The sequence below is a fragment of the Paenibacillus amylolyticus genome, assembly GCF_047302515.1.
Classification (GTDB): Bacteria; Bacillota; Bacilli; order Paenibacillales; family Paenibacillaceae; genus Paenibacillus; species Paenibacillus amylolyticus_G.
The window spans coordinates 1410586-1430770 of sequence record NZ_CP168019.1 but is presented as its reverse complement, the minus strand read 5'-3'; the positions used below and the strand labels follow the sequence as shown (position 1 = coordinate 1430770).

The 20185-nt window shown below is 44.8% G+C and carries 16 protein-coding genes; 1 reads left to right on the top strand and 15 read right to left on the bottom strand.

Annotation, left to right across the window (positions count from 1 at the left end; all coding sequences use genetic code 11):
• Positions 1-283 precede the first annotated feature (283 nt).
• The 4 genes from ACDJ59_RS06290 to ACDJ59_RS06275 form a co-directional block, all read right to left on the bottom strand.
• Positions 284-934, bottom strand: a complete 651-nt coding sequence (locus ACDJ59_RS06290; protein WP_413407999.1) for a hypothetical protein — start codon at positions 932-934, stop codon at positions 284-286.
• A gap of 205 nt (positions 935-1139) precedes the next feature.
• The gene (locus ACDJ59_RS06285; RefSeq protein ID WP_253438770.1) at positions 1140-2177 is read right to left on the bottom strand and encodes an NAD(P)/FAD-dependent oxidoreductase; all 1038 of its coding nucleotides are present in this window, start codon (positions 2175-2177) and stop codon (positions 1140-1142) included.
• Positions 2178-2336: 159 nt separating this feature from the next.
• Entirely contained in the window at positions 2337-4310 is a 1974-nt protein-coding gene (locus ACDJ59_RS06280) for an AraC family transcriptional regulator (RefSeq protein WP_413407998.1), read from the bottom strand.
• Positions 4311-4505: 195 nt separating this feature from the next.
• A complete protein-coding gene (locus ACDJ59_RS06275) occupies positions 4506-6404 on the bottom strand; it encodes an ABC transporter substrate-binding protein (RefSeq protein ID WP_413407997.1) in 1899 nt (632 codons plus the stop codon).
• 269 nt (positions 6405-6673) lie between these two features.
• On the opposite strand from ACDJ59_RS06275, the gene ACDJ59_RS06270 reads away from it, so the two are divergent.
• Positions 6674-7486, top strand: a complete 813-nt coding sequence (locus ACDJ59_RS06270; RefSeq protein ID WP_413407996.1) for a hypothetical protein — start codon at positions 6674-6676, stop codon at positions 7484-7486.
• Between the two features lie 192 nt (positions 7487-7678).
• Here ACDJ59_RS06270 and ACDJ59_RS06265 read toward each other — a convergent pair whose 3' ends face one another.
• The 11 genes from ACDJ59_RS06265 to xseA form a co-directional block, all read right to left on the bottom strand.
• Complete coding sequence (locus ACDJ59_RS06265) at positions 7679-8635, bottom strand: GGDEF domain-containing protein (RefSeq protein ID WP_413407995.1); 957 nt, start codon at positions 8633-8635, stop codon at positions 7679-7681.
• Positions 8636-9060: 425 nt separating this feature from the next.
• Positions 9061-9867 (bottom strand): sporulation transcription factor Spo0A, encoded by an 807-nt coding sequence (spo0A, locus tag ACDJ59_RS06260; protein WP_017687607.1) that lies wholly within the window; start codon positions 9865-9867, stop codon positions 9061-9063.
• 195 nt (positions 9868-10062) lie between these two features.
• On the bottom strand, positions 10063-11391 hold the full coding sequence (spoIVB, locus tag ACDJ59_RS06255) for a SpoIVB peptidase (RefSeq protein ID WP_036675010.1): 1329 nt from the start codon (positions 11389-11391) through the stop codon (positions 10063-10065).
• A gap of 120 nt (positions 11392-11511) precedes the next feature.
• Positions 11512-13230, bottom strand: a complete 1719-nt coding sequence (recN, locus tag ACDJ59_RS06250; RefSeq protein ID WP_340386702.1) for a DNA repair protein RecN — start codon at positions 13228-13230, stop codon at positions 11512-11514.
• A gap of 278 nt (positions 13231-13508) precedes the next feature.
• Positions 13509-13958 carry a transcriptional regulator AhrC/ArgR gene (gene ahrC / locus ACDJ59_RS06245; RefSeq protein WP_017687604.1) on the bottom strand — a complete coding sequence of 150 codons (450 nt, stop codon included), beginning with the start codon at positions 13956-13958 and terminating at the stop codon, positions 13509-13511.
• Between the two features lie 84 nt (positions 13959-14042).
• On the bottom strand, positions 14043-14528 hold the full coding sequence (locus tag ACDJ59_RS06240; protein ID WP_413407994.1) for a hypothetical protein: 486 nt from the start codon (positions 14526-14528) through the stop codon (positions 14043-14045).
• A gap of 84 nt (positions 14529-14612) precedes the next feature.
• Entirely contained in the window at positions 14613-15458 is an 846-nt protein-coding gene (locus tag ACDJ59_RS06235; protein ID WP_339297343.1) for a TlyA family RNA methyltransferase, read from the bottom strand.
• 22 nt (positions 15459-15480) lie between these two features.
• Positions 15481-17388, bottom strand: coding sequence for a 1-deoxy-D-xylulose-5-phosphate synthase (gene dxs, locus ACDJ59_RS06230; RefSeq protein ID WP_036614362.1), 1908 nt, complete (start codon positions 17386-17388; stop codon positions 15481-15483).
• A 284-nt stretch (positions 17389-17672) separates the two neighbouring features.
• Entirely contained in the window at positions 17673-18596 is a 924-nt protein-coding gene (locus ACDJ59_RS06225) for a polyprenyl synthetase family protein (RefSeq protein ID WP_413407993.1), read from the bottom strand.
• Positions 18571-18828: an exodeoxyribonuclease VII small subunit gene (gene xseB / locus ACDJ59_RS06220; RefSeq protein WP_017687599.1), complete on the bottom strand. Its 258-nt coding sequence runs from the start codon at positions 18826-18828 to the stop codon at positions 18571-18573. The genes ACDJ59_RS06225 and xseB overlap by 26 nt, the downstream gene beginning before the upstream one ends.
• On the bottom strand, positions 18818-20182 hold the full coding sequence (gene xseA / locus ACDJ59_RS06215) for an exodeoxyribonuclease VII large subunit (protein ID WP_413407992.1): 1365 nt from the start codon (positions 20180-20182) through the stop codon (positions 18818-18820). The genes xseB and xseA overlap by 11 nt, the downstream gene beginning before the upstream one ends.
• Positions 20183-20185: the final 3 nt, after the last annotated feature.

Below are 20185 nucleotides of genomic sequence, written 5' to 3'. Positions count from 1 at the left end.
CTTAACCACGTTTTTGTTCGGTCGGAATCGTTGTAAGAAACCCGGCCATTTCATCTCGCTTCACTCTTTCTTGTTCGTCTACTTCGTAGTCATTTTTTTACTGTGGGCTAAAAATCATCTCGCCTTTTTTTATGTATACGATTCCAAGTTGTGCGTGCCTATCTCATAATCTATTCGACGTTTTGGGCGTTTTTCCTGTTTTTAATCTCTACACATATAAAAAAAACCGACAGAACCTGCTCTCCTTTTTTTCGGAAGAACAGTATTTTAGTCGGTTCCAGCCTTATTTATAAAAAGTTCCCAGAACGTCCAGCTCTGATGAGCGCTCAATTCGAAATGGATAGATATAACCCTGATTCATTCGGGTAAATTTGCGGCTCCACAGATCCAGTCCCGATGTGAACTGATAGGCTTGATATATAAACTTGGAGCAGTAATTTCGTTCAATACTGCGCAAGTTGGTCTGCAAACGGTAGAATTTTACCTGCTTGTAATGGTCCTGTACCCAACCGGCTGCTTTCATGCCTGCCTCATTCAATCTGGAACGGAATACAATGAAGCGATCTCCTTCATAAAACCGCGTGAGATACCACTCTAATGAATCAGCAAATACAGGCCCATAAGGGTGCACATGATACACCTTGCCGTCGAGACCGATAATTCCCATATGTCCGGCGTAATACGTTGATTCCGAGCTTGGCGTGTACACAATATCCCCTGGCTCTAGCTTCATCTCACCCAACGCGTTAATGGGCAAGTCCTGATGCAGCCGTTTGGCTGCTGAACGTTCACGCCGCCCTTCAACCAACAAGCGATGAAGCGCGCCAGCCAGTGCGAGATACATTTCAGACCATTTGATCTTTTTTTTATCAGATCGTTTGAACCACCGCTGGATGAAGGTGAAACCTCGTTGTGGCTGTGATCCCTTTTTCATACGCTGCACTCCACTCTGATCTAGTTATTGTATCTTGATGTTATTCTACTGTTTCTCAGCCTTATTATAGACATTTGGTGGTTCATGTTCAATTCTAAGCGTGTTCTATCTTGTGCCATTATGCCTTCTTATTACCCATTTTATGCAAAAAAAGATGACTTCGGAATGAACCCGAAGTCATCTTAATATAACCGATCGCAGACCTTTATTCTTCTACAACACCAAGAGCTTTATTTTTCTCCTTAAAGCGACTGTTATGGGAAGAAACATAAGCCACTTTCTCCGCTTCAGGGTCCATGTAAAGCTTCGCACTGTTTACCGCTAGGGCTGCATCAGTGAAAGTACCTGCAATCAGATACAGTTTGCTACCATAATCTACAAAATCACCTGCGGCAAATACACCAGGAATATTGGTTTGTAATCTCTCCGTTGTAGTGACATGCCATTCGCCAAGATCAAGTCCCCAATCCCGGATTGGACCAAAGTCACTCTTCATGCCATGGTTTACAATGACAGCATCGACTTCAAGCATTTCAGTTTCACCTGTGTCCACGTGTGAGATGGTCACCTGTTCAATCACATCACCACTCATACTATGCAGTGTCTCTACCGCGTAAGGTGTACGGACATCTACAGAGGATTCTCTCATACGCAGTACATTACGCTCCAACCCGCCAAAGCGGTCACGACGATGCACAACCGTAACTTGCTCTGCCAGTGCTTCCAGTTCATTCGCCCAGTCCACAGCAGAGTCGCCTCCACCTGAGATCAACACGCGTTTACCACGGAATGGCTCCAGTTCCTGCACAGTATAGTGCAGATTGCTAACCTCGTAACGGTCTGCACCTTCAAGCTCCAGCTTGGCCATTTTATATATACCATATCCGATTGCCATAATGACGGTACGTGTCCAGTGTTGTTCACCTGTTGCAGAAGTTAACAGAATTGTGCCATCAGGTTGACGCTCGAATCCTTCGATCTGTTGTTCAAATACGAGGGTTGGCTCAAAAGTTCTTGCCTGTTCTTCCAATTGTTTAATCAGATCTTCACACAGAATTGGCGTCACACCCCCGACATCCCAGATCATTTTCTCCGGATAAAAGAGCATGCGACCTCCCAATCTGTCACGTGCCTCAATCAACTTGGTCTTCATATCTCGCATGCCGCTATAAAAGGCAGAGTACATGCCCGCAGGGCCACCGCCGATAATGGTTACATCATAAAGTTCCAACTGCTGATTCATATTAAAAATACCTCCGTTAATTCGATCCAGAACATCGAGTATTTGATATCGATTCTCATTATCACTTAAATCCTAGTGTAATGGTAATCTTATCAAAATACAATGGCTAAAAAACAAACATTTCTTGTACAAAAATTCTACGAACACATCTGCTCTTTACTATTGCGCTCTTGGAGCCGCCAACAGCTTTTCAACGACAAAATCAAGTTGTTTATTAATTGAATAGATATCCGAATAATAGAAGAAATCGAAATCAATCTCAATCAGACGACCTTCCTTGATCGCTGGGATACTGCTCCATATTGGATTCTCTGTCAAGTTATCTGCCCCTTCATACACAGAGCGAAACACATAATCTCCGATATATTCAGGAAGGACTTCCATGGAAATCGTGGAGCCTGCCGCGTCCGAAACCACGTCGATTTTTTTCTGTACGACTTCAGGTGCTTTCATTCCCAAGTACTCATATACCGCCTGAGATCCACGGCCAAATTGTTTGCTCTCCACAATAACCATACCTTTCAAACCACCCTCCACAATGGAGATTGTTTTGTCCAGTATGCCTGCATCTGCAAGAGTTTTTTTACTCTCTTCGACTTTGTTGTTGAGATTGGTGAGTAACGTCTCGGCTTCCTGCTCTTTGCCAAAGATACTTGCTATATCATGAAGTCTCTCTTCTGTAGTCAATTTCTCATACGGAATATATACCGTAGGTGCAATATCTTTTAATAACGTATACGTCTCTTCTGAAGGAACAATGATCAGATCCGGATCAAGATCAATGACAGCTTCAGGATTCGGTTCAAACCAGGTACCCAATGCGTTTACACCCTCTAGCTCACTCTTGTATGCAGCTCCGTCATATACATCTGAGGTAGCGATTGGCTTAACTCCAAGTGCGACGACATCCCCCTGGAGATACAATACAACAACCCGTTTCGGATTAGCTGGAACAACTACGTCACCCTTAACTGTTGAGACCGTACGTGTTTCATTGTCTTTGTTCGTCTGGCTTCCCGCGTCCGTGGACACTGCCGTACTGCTGTTATTGGAACTGGCACCCGTTCCTTCGCCAGCTGCTGGTGTTGTTGCTGTACCTGAAGAGCAGGCTGCGAGGAGCATCGTTATGCTCAATAATGCAACCATTATCATACTGGAACTTGTTTTTCTTCTTTTCATTGGTGTAGACCCTCCGTCTATATATTGATAATGATTCTCATAATCAATATATCCCGACTTCCATCTTCGGCCAATGGACGATTCAGAGATTACCAATGGACGATCCTCTGTTCTCGCTTCTTCTCTTATCTTTCGTTGATACTGAATCGGAGAGATCCCCACATGTTTTTTGAAGATACGACTAAAATAATACACATCGGAATAACCCACTTCTGCTGCAATTTCACTCAGCGTTGCATCAGATCGTACAAGCAGATTTCGAGCCTTGGCGATTCGAGTCTGAATTAAATAATCAATGGGACTGTAACCCGTCTGTCGTTTGAATTGCATGGATAAATGTCGGGAGCTGTAGTTGAACTGTTCAGCCAGGAAATCAAGCGTGACCTGTTCCCTATAATGATTCTGTATATAACGAAGTGTTTGTTTCACCGGGTCAGCAAGCTCTGTTTTGATCTCCTGCTCTGCCAATTGAACCATCATTTCATGAATGAACTGGTAAAATAAACTTTTTGTATGAAGCAGATCCAGACTGCCAGATTGACTCCATGCACCTTCAAGCTCATCAAGGTAACGTAATAACCCCAGCGGACTACTCGGTGCAAATCCATATTGCAAAGAGAACGGTGCAACCTCCGGCTGTGCCAATAACCACTTTTTACGATAACTAGGAAAGGCAAGGAATGCTCTGTAATAGAGCAGAATATATTCGAAATCTTCGTTGGTTTGGATATCCAGTGAAGATCCTTTGGCCCCATGAAGCATGTAGAACCGCTCTGCCTTGTATGTTTGTCCATCCAATTGAAGAACAGCCGATCCTCGAATCGTATATATAAAACCATTTGCCGGAAGTGTGTAGGAACTCAGTTGTGCCCCTGCCTCCATAACGATTCGGCGTATATCCAGAACCTTAACAGCGGCATGATTCCAGCATTTCATCTGTTCGTCTAATTGCATCGAATACTCTCCAATCCCAGCACACCCGTAACAAAGACCTTACAAGGTAAAGGTCATCATTCTGCCGCAAATCCTTATAACATATGCGTAGCAGAGGTTCACTAATATTCCTTTTATTATAAATGATAATAATTTTCATTATCAACTGAAATTTAGAGTGGAATTGGATTTCATCTCATCAATCACTTGTTAGACTTAATTTGGTTCAGAGATCTTCGTAAACCACGCGGCCAATTCCTCTGTTTGATCCAATGTTGCAATCGGGTCAAAGTACCATGAACGATCCGGGTTCCAGATAAACACACGATCATTTTTAACCGCATCCAGTGAACTCCAGACCGGTTTCGATTTCAACTCTTCCAGGGTCAGATTATCTGCTGTTAGAATGATGTAGTCTCCGGCAAATTCAGGAATCGCTTCCGATGAAACTTCAACCAGTTGATCCTTCATTAAGATCTCTTTTTTATCTGCAGGAGGATTCAAACCAAGCGCGCTGTAGACTGCCTGACCTCCCCGACCAAAATTATCACCAAAGGCCAACGGTGCTTTATCATAGAACTGCATGACCGACACCTCGGCCTGCGGATCAATCGCCTCTCCAACACGTTTCTTGGCATCTGCAATTCTTGCGTCATAATCGGTTAACCATGCCTCAGATTCTTTTTCTTTATTTAACACTTCACCGAAATAGGCAATTTCTTCGTGGGTGTTTTTTAGTTCGCCATAAGGTACAACCAAGGTAGGTGCAATTTTGCTAAAGGAATCAAATAAATCAGGATTACCTGTCACAATGAGATCCGGTTCAAGTTCCAACACCTTTTCTAGAGAAATGGTTTCATATTCACCAATATTCTGCACGCCCTCAAGTGATTTGATAAAATAAGGATTTTTCAGGTTCATCTCGGGTGTACCCACAGGTTTGATCCCCAGGGCGATCAGACTTCCCAGGTACAAGTCAACCACAATCCGTTTAGGTTCAGCAGGGATTGTAATGTCTCCCTTAACCGTTGAGACTGTGCGGGGTTCCAATGATTTGCTTTGATTCTCCGCTGTTACTGTATTCGTGGAACTTGACGTACTATTGCTTCTGGATGCATCCCCGCTTGAATTACTGGCAACACCTGTTGAGCAGGCACTTAGCAGTAACGTAAGACTTAGTAAAATGCTAAGCAGCATTCCCGTTCTTGTCTGTCTGTTCATATTTATTGACCCTCCATGCTTATATTGATAATGATTATCACCATCAGTATAAACATACCTTCCACTTCCACCTCTGAAAATGTCATTTCGCGCCACACCTGATGTCAGATCAGGCCAATATAGGGGTGCTGATGACTTTTCTTTGAATTGCAAAGGAGAAAGACCTGTATGTTTCTTGAACATACGCCCCAAATAATATCCATCCGGATAACCGATGCCTGCTGCGATCTCATCCAACGTGGCGTCCGTTTGCAGCAACATCTCTTTGGCTTTGAACAAACGAAACTGAATCAGATAATCGATGGGACTGGTTCCAGTCGACTGCTTGAACTTGCGTGACAAACTTCTTGGACTGGTGCCGATCATTTCTGCCAAAACATGAAGTGTAAGTGGCTGGGTGTAGGAAGACTCTACAATTTCAATGACTTTGCTAACCTGATCCAACATACTTGGATAGCGATTGGATATACGAGGAATCTGTGATGAGATCTGCTCCACAAATGCATAGAACAAACTCTTGGCCTGAAAGTGCTGAATAGGGTTCTTTTGATCCCACAAAAAGTGCATCTTTTTCAATTGCTCATATAAAATGGTTGGCATATCGGGGGTAAAGCCATAGTTCATTTGGAACGGATTGATACGCTCCATTAACCTTCCCAGATCGTTTCTCCCTCCACTAGGCAGGTTTGCTTTGTACATCAAGTAATATAGACGCAATCCGGATTCGCCTGCTTGAATCACCAACTGACTCCCTTTTCCCCCATGGATAATATAAAAGCGGCTCACTTCATATGTTTGATTGTCAATCGTCACTCCAGCATCACCTTGAATGGTGAGTACAAAGGTACTTGTTGGAAATTTGTATTTCATCTCTTCATATGCCTCTAATTCCATGTAACGGATATCTGTTATGCTCACCGCAGCATAGTTCCAGAGGATATAATAATCATTCCACATTTTGCTAACCCATCTCCGTCTACATAAATTGTGTCTGTACTCTACTCACTTATTGATAACCATTATCAAATATTCTGATGAAGTACGCAATACAACCGACGTAAAATGAATCCATTGCGATGAAACAAGAGCTATTCAAATCCTTCTCTTAACATCCGATATATGTAAATAGAACCATGATAAAGAGTAGAAGGAGGACAGAGGATATGAATTCTATCTCATCTGCAACCAAAAGCAGTTTCACTCCCGGGAATCAAGTCTCCAATCGGGATAAAGAAATTCAGGGACTCATGCAGCAGAAGATCCGGCTCAATGAAGAAATACAAGGTGTAAAAACCAATGACGAGTTGGATACCAAAACCAAAGCTCAGCGAATCAAATCCCTAACAAGCTCCATTTCCCAGATCGACAACCAGATTGCCCAAATTAAAGCTGAAGAATTGCAAGAAAAGAACAAATTAAGACAGCCCGAAAAGACTCAACAGCAACAACCCAAACCAACCGATGAGACACAAGCCCCTTCAATGGATCATCTTATTAAACATAGTCAGACTTATGATCAATTGGGTAAGCTGGTCGGTTTGCGTGATCGCATGCAGGGCTCCATTCAGACCACCGAAGGAGAAACCCGCTTCGACCGACTTGTTCTGGAGATCAATCCTCCCGCAAATGATCTCGATCTTGGCAAATCAATGATGCTGGAAAATTCAGAACGCACCGTCTTTCAGGCAAAGCGAGAGACTGTCCAGGACATCAACTCCCAGTTAAATAAGGTCAATCAGAAGATTGGGGAACTGGTGGAAGAGATCCATCAATCCGCGCCTAAAGAATCGGCACAACCTCCTATCTCTGCAGCATCTGGAGAAGATAATCAGGAAGTAAATGAAGGAAGGAAAACGGGAAGTAAGGAGCACCCATCAGATGGCGGAACCACAGATCAGGAATCAGGAAATGGTCCGCAAACTACGGCTTCTACATCTCCTGCTACTTCATATCCATCCGTCGATATTCGAATCTGAGTGCGCATTGATCAAACATAATTTTATGTATACATAATGAGCTTAAAGATTAAAGTGGCTCGTTTGCTACACAACCTTTAGCTCGCATCCAATGATAGAACCGCTATTACAGGTGACTAACTCCTGATAAGTAGCGGTTTTTCTTGTATCTTTAACGTTAGTAGTTGTAGCTACTATGAGTATTTCTTATGTCTAGCACGGAGTAGTGGCGGTATCATTTGCACAAATGATACTTCCAGCAATCGCTTTACAACCTTTTTTGATGCGTGTGGCCTCATCAATTATCTGATCTATGTTTTCATATTTTCGCTTGCTGTTGGTTACAACGGCGATGGATACCGACACCAGAGGAATGGGCCGATTTAGCCCGGAACGTCCTTCCCCCAGAACATATTGATGATGCCAATCATGTTCGTTGTAGAATGTCTTTTTCATTTCCTCAAAACCTGAGATGACTTCCTCGCTAATATATTTGTAATCATGGTGATTCAGGATCGTAATAAAATCATCACCACCGATATGTCCAAGAAAGGCTTCAGGGGGAACAAATAGCTTGCGAAGCAAGTTAGCTGTCGCCTGAATAAGCTGATCCCCCATTTTGAAGCCGTAGCTATCATTGTAGGATTTGAATTGATCGAGATCAACGTACAGTACGCTAAATTGGTCCATCTGAAGAGCCTGAGACAGCCTTTCATCTATAATATGATTACCTGGAAGACCAGTCAGCGGGTTCATAAAAATCGCCATTTCAGCCCGTACATCAGCAACCGCGAGTAGCAAACGCCGAATACTCACAGCTCCAAAGAAACTTTCTCCTGACGTGACCAACACAAGATCATATATTTCCCCTTCATCTCGGTCCATGGCTAGAACACTGACATCTGTAATCTGTTCCGAATAATCCACGACCAGTGCCTGCGTGTTCATCACCAGTTCTACAGGACGTCCCATATACAGATTATAGCCATACTGGGTACCAATCTGCTGAAAGAATCGGGGCCGCATCAATAATGACACACCCTTCTCCCCCATAACAGCTATACCTTCCAGACTAGGATTGGACTTGAAAAGGTGATAGACGATATCACATTTTGTATCAGATTGTACTACAGGAATTGGTTCAGCAATCTCCCCTATTTGCGTAAACATACTATTCTACTCCTCTGTTCGTAGCATCTATCCGAACTTTTCAAATATATATGTAGGTCTTTGTCAATGGTCACATCGTACCACTTTCTACTTGAAAAAGCGTTAACTGAAAGTAAAAGTTTATGAAATATTTCCTTTATCTGAATTTTGCTATAGGGAGCTTACTTTAATACTTGATCTCAAAATTCAGAAGCAATCATGCAAAACAAAATTTCATCATCATGTTCTGTGTTATTTCGTTATGCAAAAATACCGTCATTTACTGGATATCTTGAATCCAATAATTGACGGTATTCGTTGGCATATATTACAGAAGTTTATCGGCATGAAATGAACGAATTCAGATATAGGCCGCCAAAAATCCATTTGGCTAGAATCAAATTTGAATCCAAACTATACTTGCCAGCTCACTACTCCTGACCCTTTCAGCTTACCTTATGTTCAATTCTCAGCTTGTCAGCAACCATCGCGATGAATTCCGAATTTGTTGGCTTCGACTTGCTGATGTTGATCGTATAACCAAACAAGTGGCTGATGCTGTCGATGTTGCCGCGTGTCCACGCCACTTCAATGGCATGACGGATGGCACGTTCGACGCGGGACGGCGTGGTTTTGAATTTTTCGGCAATCGCCGGATACAATGTTTTGGTGATGGCTCCCAAAATTTCGATATTGTTATACACCATCGTAATCGCTTCGCGCAAATACTGATATCCTTTAATATGTGCAGGAACTCCGATTTCATGTATGATGGACGTAATATTTGCATCCAGATTTTTGTGTTTGCCCATTGGCACAACATTGGATTTCATGAACATGGATGATCCGCTGCTTGTGGACATCGCCGTCTGTGTTCCCACCAGTTGACGCACACGATTCGCAAGCACTTCCATGTCAAACGGCTTGAGAATATAATAAGAAGCTCCGAGTTGCACGGCACGCTGTGTGATATTCTCTTGTCCGAATGCCGTAAGCATAATGACTTTAGGCTGTGGAGACAGGTTCAGGTCGCGCAAGCGCTCAAGCACACCCAGTCCGTCCAGGTGAGGCATGATAATATCCAGAATCAATACATCCGGCACATCCCGAGTTTGCTCCAGCAATTGCAGTACTTCTTCTCCATTGTATGCAATACCGGTTACTTCCATATCTTCCTGTTCAGATATATATTCGGCAAGCAAATTCGTAAATTCACGATTATCATCGGCCAGCAATACCTCAATTTTTTGCAAAACGGTATCCTCCTTTAAATTAAACATCGTTTCGTACATTTCCTTACACGTTTAATTTTCGACACAGCGAGTTAAATTCCTCCTGTCGAAAATTATTTTTCTTTATTTTTTTTTCTTGATCCTATATAATAAATAATTTATTTCATTATCCGATATATTATGTTTGCTTTCGACAAAAAAGAACCTCAAGGCTGTTTAACCAGCCTTGAGGTTCTTATCGTTTTCCTTTTTCATCATAACGCCAGCATCTTGTAACATCCATTCAATGAAACAACCGTAACCCGATTTCGGATCATTGACAAATACATGAGTAACCGCACCAATTAATTTACCATTTTGCACAATCGGGCTGCCACTCATCCCTTGAACAATGCCTCCGGTCTTATCCAGCAGTTTCGGGTCCGTGATTCGAAGTACCAGACCTTTTGTTGCTGGTTCGGTTTGATCTGCTACATGAACAATGTCAATGGAGAAGCGTTCAACTTGTTGACCGTCAACCACGGTAAGTATTTCGGCCGGTCCTTCTTTGACTTCATGAGAAAAAGCGACGGGAATGCCTTTCGAATACAGACTGTGCTCAGGATTTCCGGACATTTTACCAAAGATGCCAAAAGCCGTATTACGTTCAATATTGCCCAAAATTTTGCTTTCCTTGAGGAAATGAGCACGTTTTTCACCCGGATCACCAGTCTCACTTTTAGAAATGGATGTCACATTGGACTGAACAATCTGACCACTACCCACAACAATAGATGTCTGTGTGTTCATATCTGTAATGACATGGCCCAGTGCACCGTATACGCCCTGATCTGGAGCATAGAAGGTAAGTGTGCCAACACCGGCTGCAGAATCACGAATGTACAATCCAAGCCTCCACGCTTGATCCTCGGAGTCATACGCCGGAGTTAATCGTGTCTTCACCGTTTCCTTACCACGTTTTAACACAACATCGATGCCTTTTTTACTTTTCCCTGCAAGTTCAACGGCTTCTGAGACACCCGCCACGCCATCCAGACGTTTACCATCCATATGCGTAATCAGATCTCCGAGCTTAATGCCGGCTGTTTCTCCGGGCGATACACGCTCATCCTGACCGGAACGGACCAGATGATGTCCAACCACCAGAATGCCTGCCGATTTAACTTTGACGCCAATCGTTTGTCCCCCGGGTACAACACGCAAATCCGGTATCACATTCACATGGACTGTTTTTACCGGAATTTTACCCCACAACTTCAACGTTAATTTGGCATGTCCCGTTTGTTGAGGGTGAAGATGCAAAGGTTGTTGCCTGGTAACATGCATCGCTGCCTGATCATCCAAACCAACAATATCTGGACGATCTACAACGGCGCTTGAAACAGCAGGTACAGCGAGCCGGACATCCGCCTGCCTGCCAGCAAACACCTGCAATTCATCCGGCAGTGAAGCATAACTTTGCACAGGCTGAATGGCCTGGCTAATCACACAAAGAAAGAAGGCAAATAAAAGACCTAGCAATTTCTTCCTGAGGGGGGAATTCAATGGCTGTCACACTCCCTTTGCTTCTTTCGCTTGACGAAAGGTGGTCGCCAATTGCGTACCTATAAGATAACCTCGCCCCCAGGCTTTTATTACTGTCAATCATTACGCCAGCCGTCCGTTTCACCCTTTTTTGGCTTCCGCCAAATTCAGCATTTCCTGTGCGTGATGCAGCGTTTTTTCTGTAATTTCCACGCCGCCCAGCATACGTGCCAATTCCTTCACTCTGCCTTCGTCTGACAGCGATTCCACCTGCGTCATCGTCCGTCCATCGTAAACATGTTTCTCAATGAGATACTGATGATCTGCCATACAAGCCACTTGTGGTAAGTGAGTTATTGAGAAAACCTGACAAGTCGAAGACAAGCGGAACAGTTTTTCCGCAATGGATTGAGCTGCTCTACCGCTAACTCCGGTATCAACTTCATCAAAAATCAACACAGGTATCCGGTCATGTCGCGCAAAGATACTCTTCATCGCCAGCATCATTCTCGACAACTCACCACCTGAAGCAATTTTGCCAAGTGGTCGTAATGGCTCACCCGGGTTCGGTGAGATCAGGAATTCCGCGTTGTCCGCACCATGACGATTCAGACGAATACGGCGTCCATTCCATTCAATGCCCTTCGGATCTTCGAAAGGAGTAATCTGAACACGCAGTGTAGTCCGCTCCATTTGCAGATCCTTGAGCTCGCTTTCCACCTGTGCAGCAAGTTCCTCGGCGCATTGTTTGCGAACCTTGCTGAGCTCTTCAGCAGACTCCATCACAAGGTTAAGCATTTTATCACGTTCAGCTCGCAATTTCTCCAGCCGTTCGTCCTTGTTCTCAAGTTGGTCTGTTTCATGGCTAATCTGATCATAATAACTCAGAATAAGTTCAACACTGTCCCCGTATTTCCGTCTGAGGCCAGAAATCAGATTCAGCCTTTGCTCCACTTCTTCCAGCCTTGCCGGATTAAATTCAATCTTCTCCCGGTAATCCCTTAACTGAAATGTCGCATCTTCCAATTGATAAAATGCAGATTGCAGCTGTTCTACGATTGGTTGCAGTCCTTTGTTATCATATCCAGAAATGTCTTCAATTCTTGAAAGAGCAATGCTCACAGCTTCAAGTCCGCGTTGACCACTGAGGAGATCATATGCACCAGCAACACTGTCCATCATTTTCTCACTATGGGATAGTTTGACCCGTTCTTCCCCGAGTAATTCATCCTCGCCTTGTGTAAGGCTTGCTGCTGCGATCTCCTCAAGCTGAAAGCGATACATGTCCAAGAGTTGATATGCACGCTGACTGGACTCCTGAAGCGCACGCAGTTCTTTTTCCGCCGTGATAAACTTGCTGTAGCGCTCCTGGTACTTCGCTTTGATCGGTCCGATGACTTCCGAGCCATAAGTATCGAGAAGCCCCAGATGGCTCTCTGCACGCAGCAAACTCTGATGTTCATGTTGTCCATGAATATTGATCAGCTTCTCGCCTACTTCCCGCAGCATGGTCAGATTGACCAATTGCCCGTTAATGCGGGACGTACTCTTTCCCTGTGTGTTCAGTTCACGTCGAATGACCAGATGCTCTTCAGGCTCACAATGGATACCCAACTTCTCTAATGTCTGCCATACCGGATGACTCTGCTCCATCTCGAACAAGGCTTCCATCTCTGCCTTATCACAACCGTACCGGATCAAATCAGCTGAACTTCGTCCACCAGCAATTAAGCCAAGTGCATCTATAATAATCGACTTACCTGCACCCGTTTCCCCTGAAAGTACATGGAATCCCGGATGGAATACAACGTCCACTTCTTCCACCACAGCCAGATTACGAATCGATAACGTAACTAACATCTGCAAAAACACCTCCGGATGACTAACTCAGATATTATGTTTTCGAACCATTGATTCAAGAGGTTGTTCAAAAAGTCCGCTTTTGATTAAGAAGGATGCCTGGTGGCATCATCAGCATCGAATATGGAATTCAGCCGAAATAAGTGGGATGCTTACGAAGTATGTTTCCTTCGGAAACATTGCAGTTGCTCACGTAGTTTTCCCTACGCTCCGCTACTCCATTTCTAGCTTCATCCCATCTTCTCGGTACTGAAAACCGATCTTTTTGAACACGCACTTTAAGCAATGTAACCCATGATGCGTTCAATAACGGTCACGCTGTTACCTTCAGTCCGGCAGATAATCAGAATGGTATCATCTCCACAGATCGTCCCCATGACTTCATTCCACTCAATATTATCAAGTAAAGCTGCAATGGAGTTGGCTGTTCCTGGCAAACATTTCATCACAACCAGATTGTTTGTGTGATCAATGTGCAAGAAGTTGTCAACAAGTGCACGCTTCAACTTTTGAATCGGGTTATATCGTTGATCTGTTGGCAAAGAGTATTTGTATCTTCCGTCATCCATTGGAATCTTGATTAACAGAAGTTCCTTGATATCCCGGGATACCGTCGCCTGAGTCACCTGAAAACCTGATTTGCGCAGGGCTTCAACCAGATCATCCTGGGTCTCAATTTCATTTTGACTAATGATTTCACGAATCTTGATGTGCCTTTGTCCTTTCATACATGCCTCCAGTTAGATGTATTGCAATAAAGCAGCATTTGTAATTCGCCGCAGACTTTGCCCTGCAATGTTCATTCTTTTATATTAGTCCAGATCATCCCCATCATACACATCTTCCTGATAGTCCATGAGCCTGATTAACTTAATATCGGAATTCTCCACGTCAACATACAGCAATCCTTCACAGCCAGGATATAACAACAGATAATTGAGGAAGCGATCCCTTAGCGCAGGGCCGGTCATTTCAATTGGCTGTCTGCGACGAGACGTTTTCACCAGGTATCTGAGATCCTCACGTTCTGCAACATAATCAATGAATAATCTGCTGTAATAAACGGATTCATTGGCCTCAAAAGCCAGAGGGACTTTCATTTTGCCACCAATGACTTCGTAACCCTGTGCTTCAAGCAAGTCCAATGCCGGGGAATCCTGAATCTTCCCGTTCAGTTGCATTCCAGACAAGCTTACCGGCATCGGTCGATTCACCCAATTACGTAAGCCAAAGAACAACCATAAGATCAAACAGACAGCAAGTACACCTATAACGATTGTGTCATATTGACCATCCATTATCGCTCACCTCGAAGACATATTCGAGGTTCAGTAACGATTTCCCTTTACATGAATCACCTTTCCAGCGAAAAGAAACCCATCTTATGATGAGTTTCCCTTAAATGTATGAGCTGCTTCCTTCGCAACTTGCTCTGCAAGTGCGTCAAGTGAAGCTGGATCGATCTCTGGTTGTGTTGCCTCTGGTGCTTCCAGACGCCAATGTGCGAGAAATTCGATATTACCTTCTCCACCGGTTATCGGTGAAAAAGTTAAACTCCGCAGATGCAAACCAAGTTGACTGGCAAAATGAAGCATCGTCTGCAATACATCCTTGTGTACCTTCGTATCACGTACCACACCGGACTTGCCTACTTTTTCACGCCCTGCCTCAAATTGAGGTTTAATCAATGCAACGATATCTGCAGGTTGTTTCAAAAGAGCCAGAAGTGGCGGCAATATGATTCGCAGTGAAATGAACGACACATCAATGCTCGCAAAGTTCGGCACGGGTCCCGCCAGATCTTCAGGAGTCACATAGCGAAAATTAGTTCGTTCCATAACAGTAACCCGCTCATCATTACGCAAAGACCAGTCGAGCTGATTATACCCCACATCAATAGCGTAGACGTGAGATGCGCCATGCTGAAGTGCACAATCCGTAAAACCACCGGTGGATGAACCGATGTCGAGCATGACAAGTCCATTCATATCAAGGCCGAAATGACGGATCGCTTTTTCGAGCTTCAATCCGCCTCTGCCAACATAGGGATGTACCGAGCCTTTAACCTTAAGCTCGGCTTCCCGTGGAATTTTCATACCCGCCTTTTCAATCGGCTCATTGTTGGCATACACCAGTCCAGCCATGATTGCAGCTTTTGCCTTCTCACGACTTTCATAATAGCCCTGCTCAACCAGCAGAACATCAATTCGTTCTTTCGGGAGTGACATGTCTGTCTCCTATCATGTAAATTTACGAAGGAAAACGTGTTTTGGGTATGCCGTAAGATGATTGAACAGCCATCTTGCGCAGTTCAGCACATACATTTTCAACGGTAAGACCCACTTCCTCACGTTGTTCCTTAATACTGCCATGCTCGATGAAGCGATCCGGAATCCCCATCAATTGTACATGAACATCATGCAGTCCCTGTTCTGCATAAAACTCCAGAACTGCACTACCCATGCTGCCTGCTTGGGATGTTTCTTCAAGTACTATCAATTTGGTGCCTCGAACAGCTAAATCACGCAACATTTGCTCGTCAAGAGGTTTCAGGAAGCGAGCGTTGATTACGCCTGCTGTGATACCTTCCCGCTTCACCATCTCTGCTGCTTCTTCTGCAAGCTGCACCATCGACCCTGAAGCGATGACAGCATATCCTTCCGATGGACGCAGTTGCTCCCATGATCCGATTGGAATCGGAACAAGTACATCATCCAAAGGTACACCGACCACATTGTTTCGTGGATAACGGTAAGCAATTGGACCTTCATTATAATCAAGCGCCGTTTTCATCATGTGGCGCAATTCATTTTCGTCTTTTGGCATCATCAGAACGATATTTGGAATATGGCGCATAAATGCCACATCGTATACCCCTTGATGTGTTTCCCCATCCGGACCAACAAATCCGGCACGGTCAATAGCAAACATCACGTTAGCGTTATGACGGCAAATATCATGTACAATCTGATCATATGCACGTTGCATAAACGTAGAATACACGGCAAAGACCGGCTTCAAGCCTTCCATAGCCAGTGCAGCACACATGGTTGCCGCATGCTGTTCTGCGATACCTACGTCAATCATGCGGTCAGGAAATTCCTTACTAAAAGGAATGAGACCTGATCCTGTAGGCATTGCTGGCGTTACAGCTACGACCCGCTTATCCTGCTTCGCAAGATCAATTAACGTTTGACCGAACACTTCTGTGTACATCGGTTTTCCCACTGCTTTCAGCACTTGACCGGATTCAATTTTGTACGGAGAAATCCCGTGCCACTTGTGCGAATCGGCTTCTGCTGGCTGATAACCTTTGCCTTTGGTAGTGAGCACGTGAACGAGTACAGGACCATCAACGTTATCTGCCTGTTTGAAGGTTTCAATCAATTTGGGAATATCGTGCCCATCAATCGGCCCCAAATACGTGAAGCCCAGTTCTTCGAAAAGAACACCTGGTACCATCATATATTTGACACTATCTTTGATCCAGCTTGCCGATTTGGCCAAACGATCCCCAATAGCAGGAATTTTTTTAAGCATGCCCTCGACATCATCTTTTGCTTTCAGATAATGACGATCCGAACGAATCTTGCTCAAATATTTATGCATGGCCCCAACGTTTGGAGCAATGGACATTTCATTATCATTCAGAATAACCATCAGTTTTCTCTGCTCATGACCGATATGATTGAGGGCCTCAAACGCCATACCACCTGTAAGCGCTCCATCACCAATCATCGCGATGACTTGATTGTCCTCACCCTTGAGATCACGTGCAAGGGCCATCCCCATCGCAGCGGACAATGAAGTACTGCTGTGTCCAGCTTCCCATACATCATGTTCACTTTCGTTACGTTTGACAAACCCGCACAGACCGTTATGTTGACGCAATGTATCAAAACGATCCATACGCCCTGTCAGAACTTTATGCACATAAGCCTGATGCCCTACATCAAAAATCATTTTGTCTGCTGGACTGTTATAACAGTAATGCAGGGCTACCGTGAGCTCAACCACGCCTAAGTTGGGTGCGAGATGCCCACCTGTAACAGACAGTTTCTCAATCAGAAACTGCCGGATCTCTGCCGACAAAAGGGCAAGATCATCCTGAGACATCGACTTTAGATCACTGGGTTGTTTAATTTGTGGAAGCAGCACGAGAATCTCCCCGCTTTCCTAGATTGTTTAGTTATTGTTTTTAAATCAATATATACATTATCAATCAAATGACATTAAATCATTATAACATAAAAGAACAAGAATCATAATTTACTGCACTATACTCCCGATAACGAGCATTCTCGCCAGCAAGTTATTTAAAATTCTTCTCTATATGTATTCCCGCATCCACTCGGGACAGACTTTTTCCATCCACTCGGAAAAAGGACATTACATTCATTACACGGTTATACAGGTTTTGAAACAGCGCGTTTTATTCGAATCTAATGGTCTCGACTCATCAGATAATCTGCAATTTCCAGCAATCTGGATGCATCAGGTAACTCCGCTCTTTCAAGTGCGTCTTTTGCAGATTGGGTAAGGGATTTCACTTCATCTACAGAAGCCTCCATGCCAATAAAATAAGGATATGTTACCTTCTGCTGATTCACATCACTCTGTGTTTTCTTGCCCATCTTCTGCTCGTCACCCGTCAGATCGAGAATATCATCCTGAATCTGGAACGCCAGCCCCAGATCACGACCGAACACACGCAGTGCTTCCAATTGTCCTTCCGTTGCTCCACCAATTCGTGCTCCAGCAATGAGTGAGAAAACAATCAGATCACCCGTTTTGTGCAAATGGATATATTGGAGCTGTGAAAGATCGGTCATGCCTTGCTCGCCTTCCATATCCGCGACTTGACCGCCGACCATACCTCTTGCTCCAGCAAGTTCGGACATGTCCTCTACGATGGACAGCAACGCATCTGCCGCTACACCGCTACGGCGTCCAGCTTGAACAATGCTATAAAAAGCATGAGTTAGCAACGCATCGCCCGCCAATATAGCTGTTGCTTCACCATATACCTTATGATTCGTTAATTTTCCCCTGCGGTAATCATCATTATCCATAGCAGGCAGGTCGTCGTGGATCAGTGAATACGTATGAACCATCTCCACGGCGCAGGCTACCGGCATTGCAGCTGTACGCTGTGCACCGAAGGCTTCCGCCGCAGCAACGACCAGAAGAGGACGAAGGCGTTTGCCTCCGGCCATGAGTGAGTACTGCATCGCATCCGTCAACGATTGGGGTACATCCCAGTGATCGGGAAGCGTGTGTTTCAACGCTTCTGTCACCGCAGCTGTGACCTCTTCGAGGTATGCTTGAAACGAAGGACGATTACTCATGGACTTCACCGCTCTCATCGTCAGCAGTTCCGAAAGGCTTCTTGCGAAGCTCTCCATCTTCTTCTACGATCATCTCGATCTTGCGTTCCACTTGTTCCAGCTTCAGACCGCAAAGTTGCGAAAGTTTCATCCCGCGTTGAAACAGATCGATGGCCTGTTCCAACGGAACATCACCATGTTCCAGCTGACCTACGATGTCTTCCAATGCCGCCATTGCCTCTTCAAAATTCAATTCCGGTTCATTCGCCATGGGTATTGTCGTCCTCCTTCATTCCCCAAACCTGACAGTCCAGCTGTCCGTCTGTTAATTTAATCTTAATTGAATCTCCAGGCTGTACATCCTTCGTTGACTTGATCAATCGCTGTTCTTGCTCATCATAGACAAGGCTGTATCCCCGTGACATGACTTTAAGCGGGCTAAGCGCATCCAGATGCCGCACAGATGATTTCCACTGTTGCTGCTTCGATCTGGCTATAGACCTGATCGCAAGTTCAAGTTGTCTGCGTGCTGCCGCATTCTCACGGCGTGCTGCATTGACCTGCTCACGAGGATTGAATCGTTGCAGTGCTGCCCGCAGACGCTCTTGCTTCTCTCCTGTCCATTTCATACGTGTATCCACTGTTCTCAAAAGCCGTTGGTGCATCATATCCAGTCGTTCCGTATGCTGCATCAAGGTACGTCTTGGATGCACCAGCACTGGCGAACGCTGTAATCTTGCGAGCCGTTCACGATTATGTACAGCACGCTGACGTAAGCTGTGCTGTAACTGGCGCTGACGTTGTCCGATCTGATCAAGCAACTCAGCTCGATTAGGTACAGCTAATTCAGCAGCTGCTGTAGGTGTAGCCGCACGCAAATCGGCTGCAAAATCAGCAATAGTGAAGTCCGTTTCGTGCCCAACCGCAGAGATGACAGGAATATCCGAAGCGACTATTGCTCTTGCCACAATCTCCTCATTAAAGGCCCACAACTCCTCCAGTGAACCGCCTCCGCGTCCAACGATAAGTACATCGGCTTCTCCCATCCGGTTCAGGTTGCCAATCGCTTTAACAATGGAAGGTGCTGCACCCTTGCCTTGAACCAGAACAGGATATAAAACAACTTTGGCAGAAGGGTACCTGCGCTGGAGTGTGATCATGATGTCTCGCACCGCCGCTCCCGTCGGTGAAGTTACAACCCCGATGGTCTGTGGATAACGAGGAATCTTTCTTTTTCGCGAAGGTGAAAATAACCCTTCATCCTCGAGCTTTTTCTTCAGCTGTTCGTAAGCCAGATACAGACTCCCAATCCCGTCCGGTTGCATATGGGTAGCGTAGAATTGATATTGCCCATCCCGTTCATACACCGAGACATTACCACGGGCAATAACCCTTGCACCCTCCTTCGGTACAAAGGGTAATCGCTGGTTATGGGACGCAAACATAATCGACTTAATCCGGCTGTCCTTGTCCTTCAATGTAAAATACATATGGCCGCTGGAGTGATGTGTGAAATTCGAAATCTCCCCGCGCAGCCAGACGTCCGACAGGACCTGATCCGATTCCAGTTTCATCCGGATGTATCGGTTCAGGTCTTTGATGGAGTAGATCTTTTGATCTGCCACAGA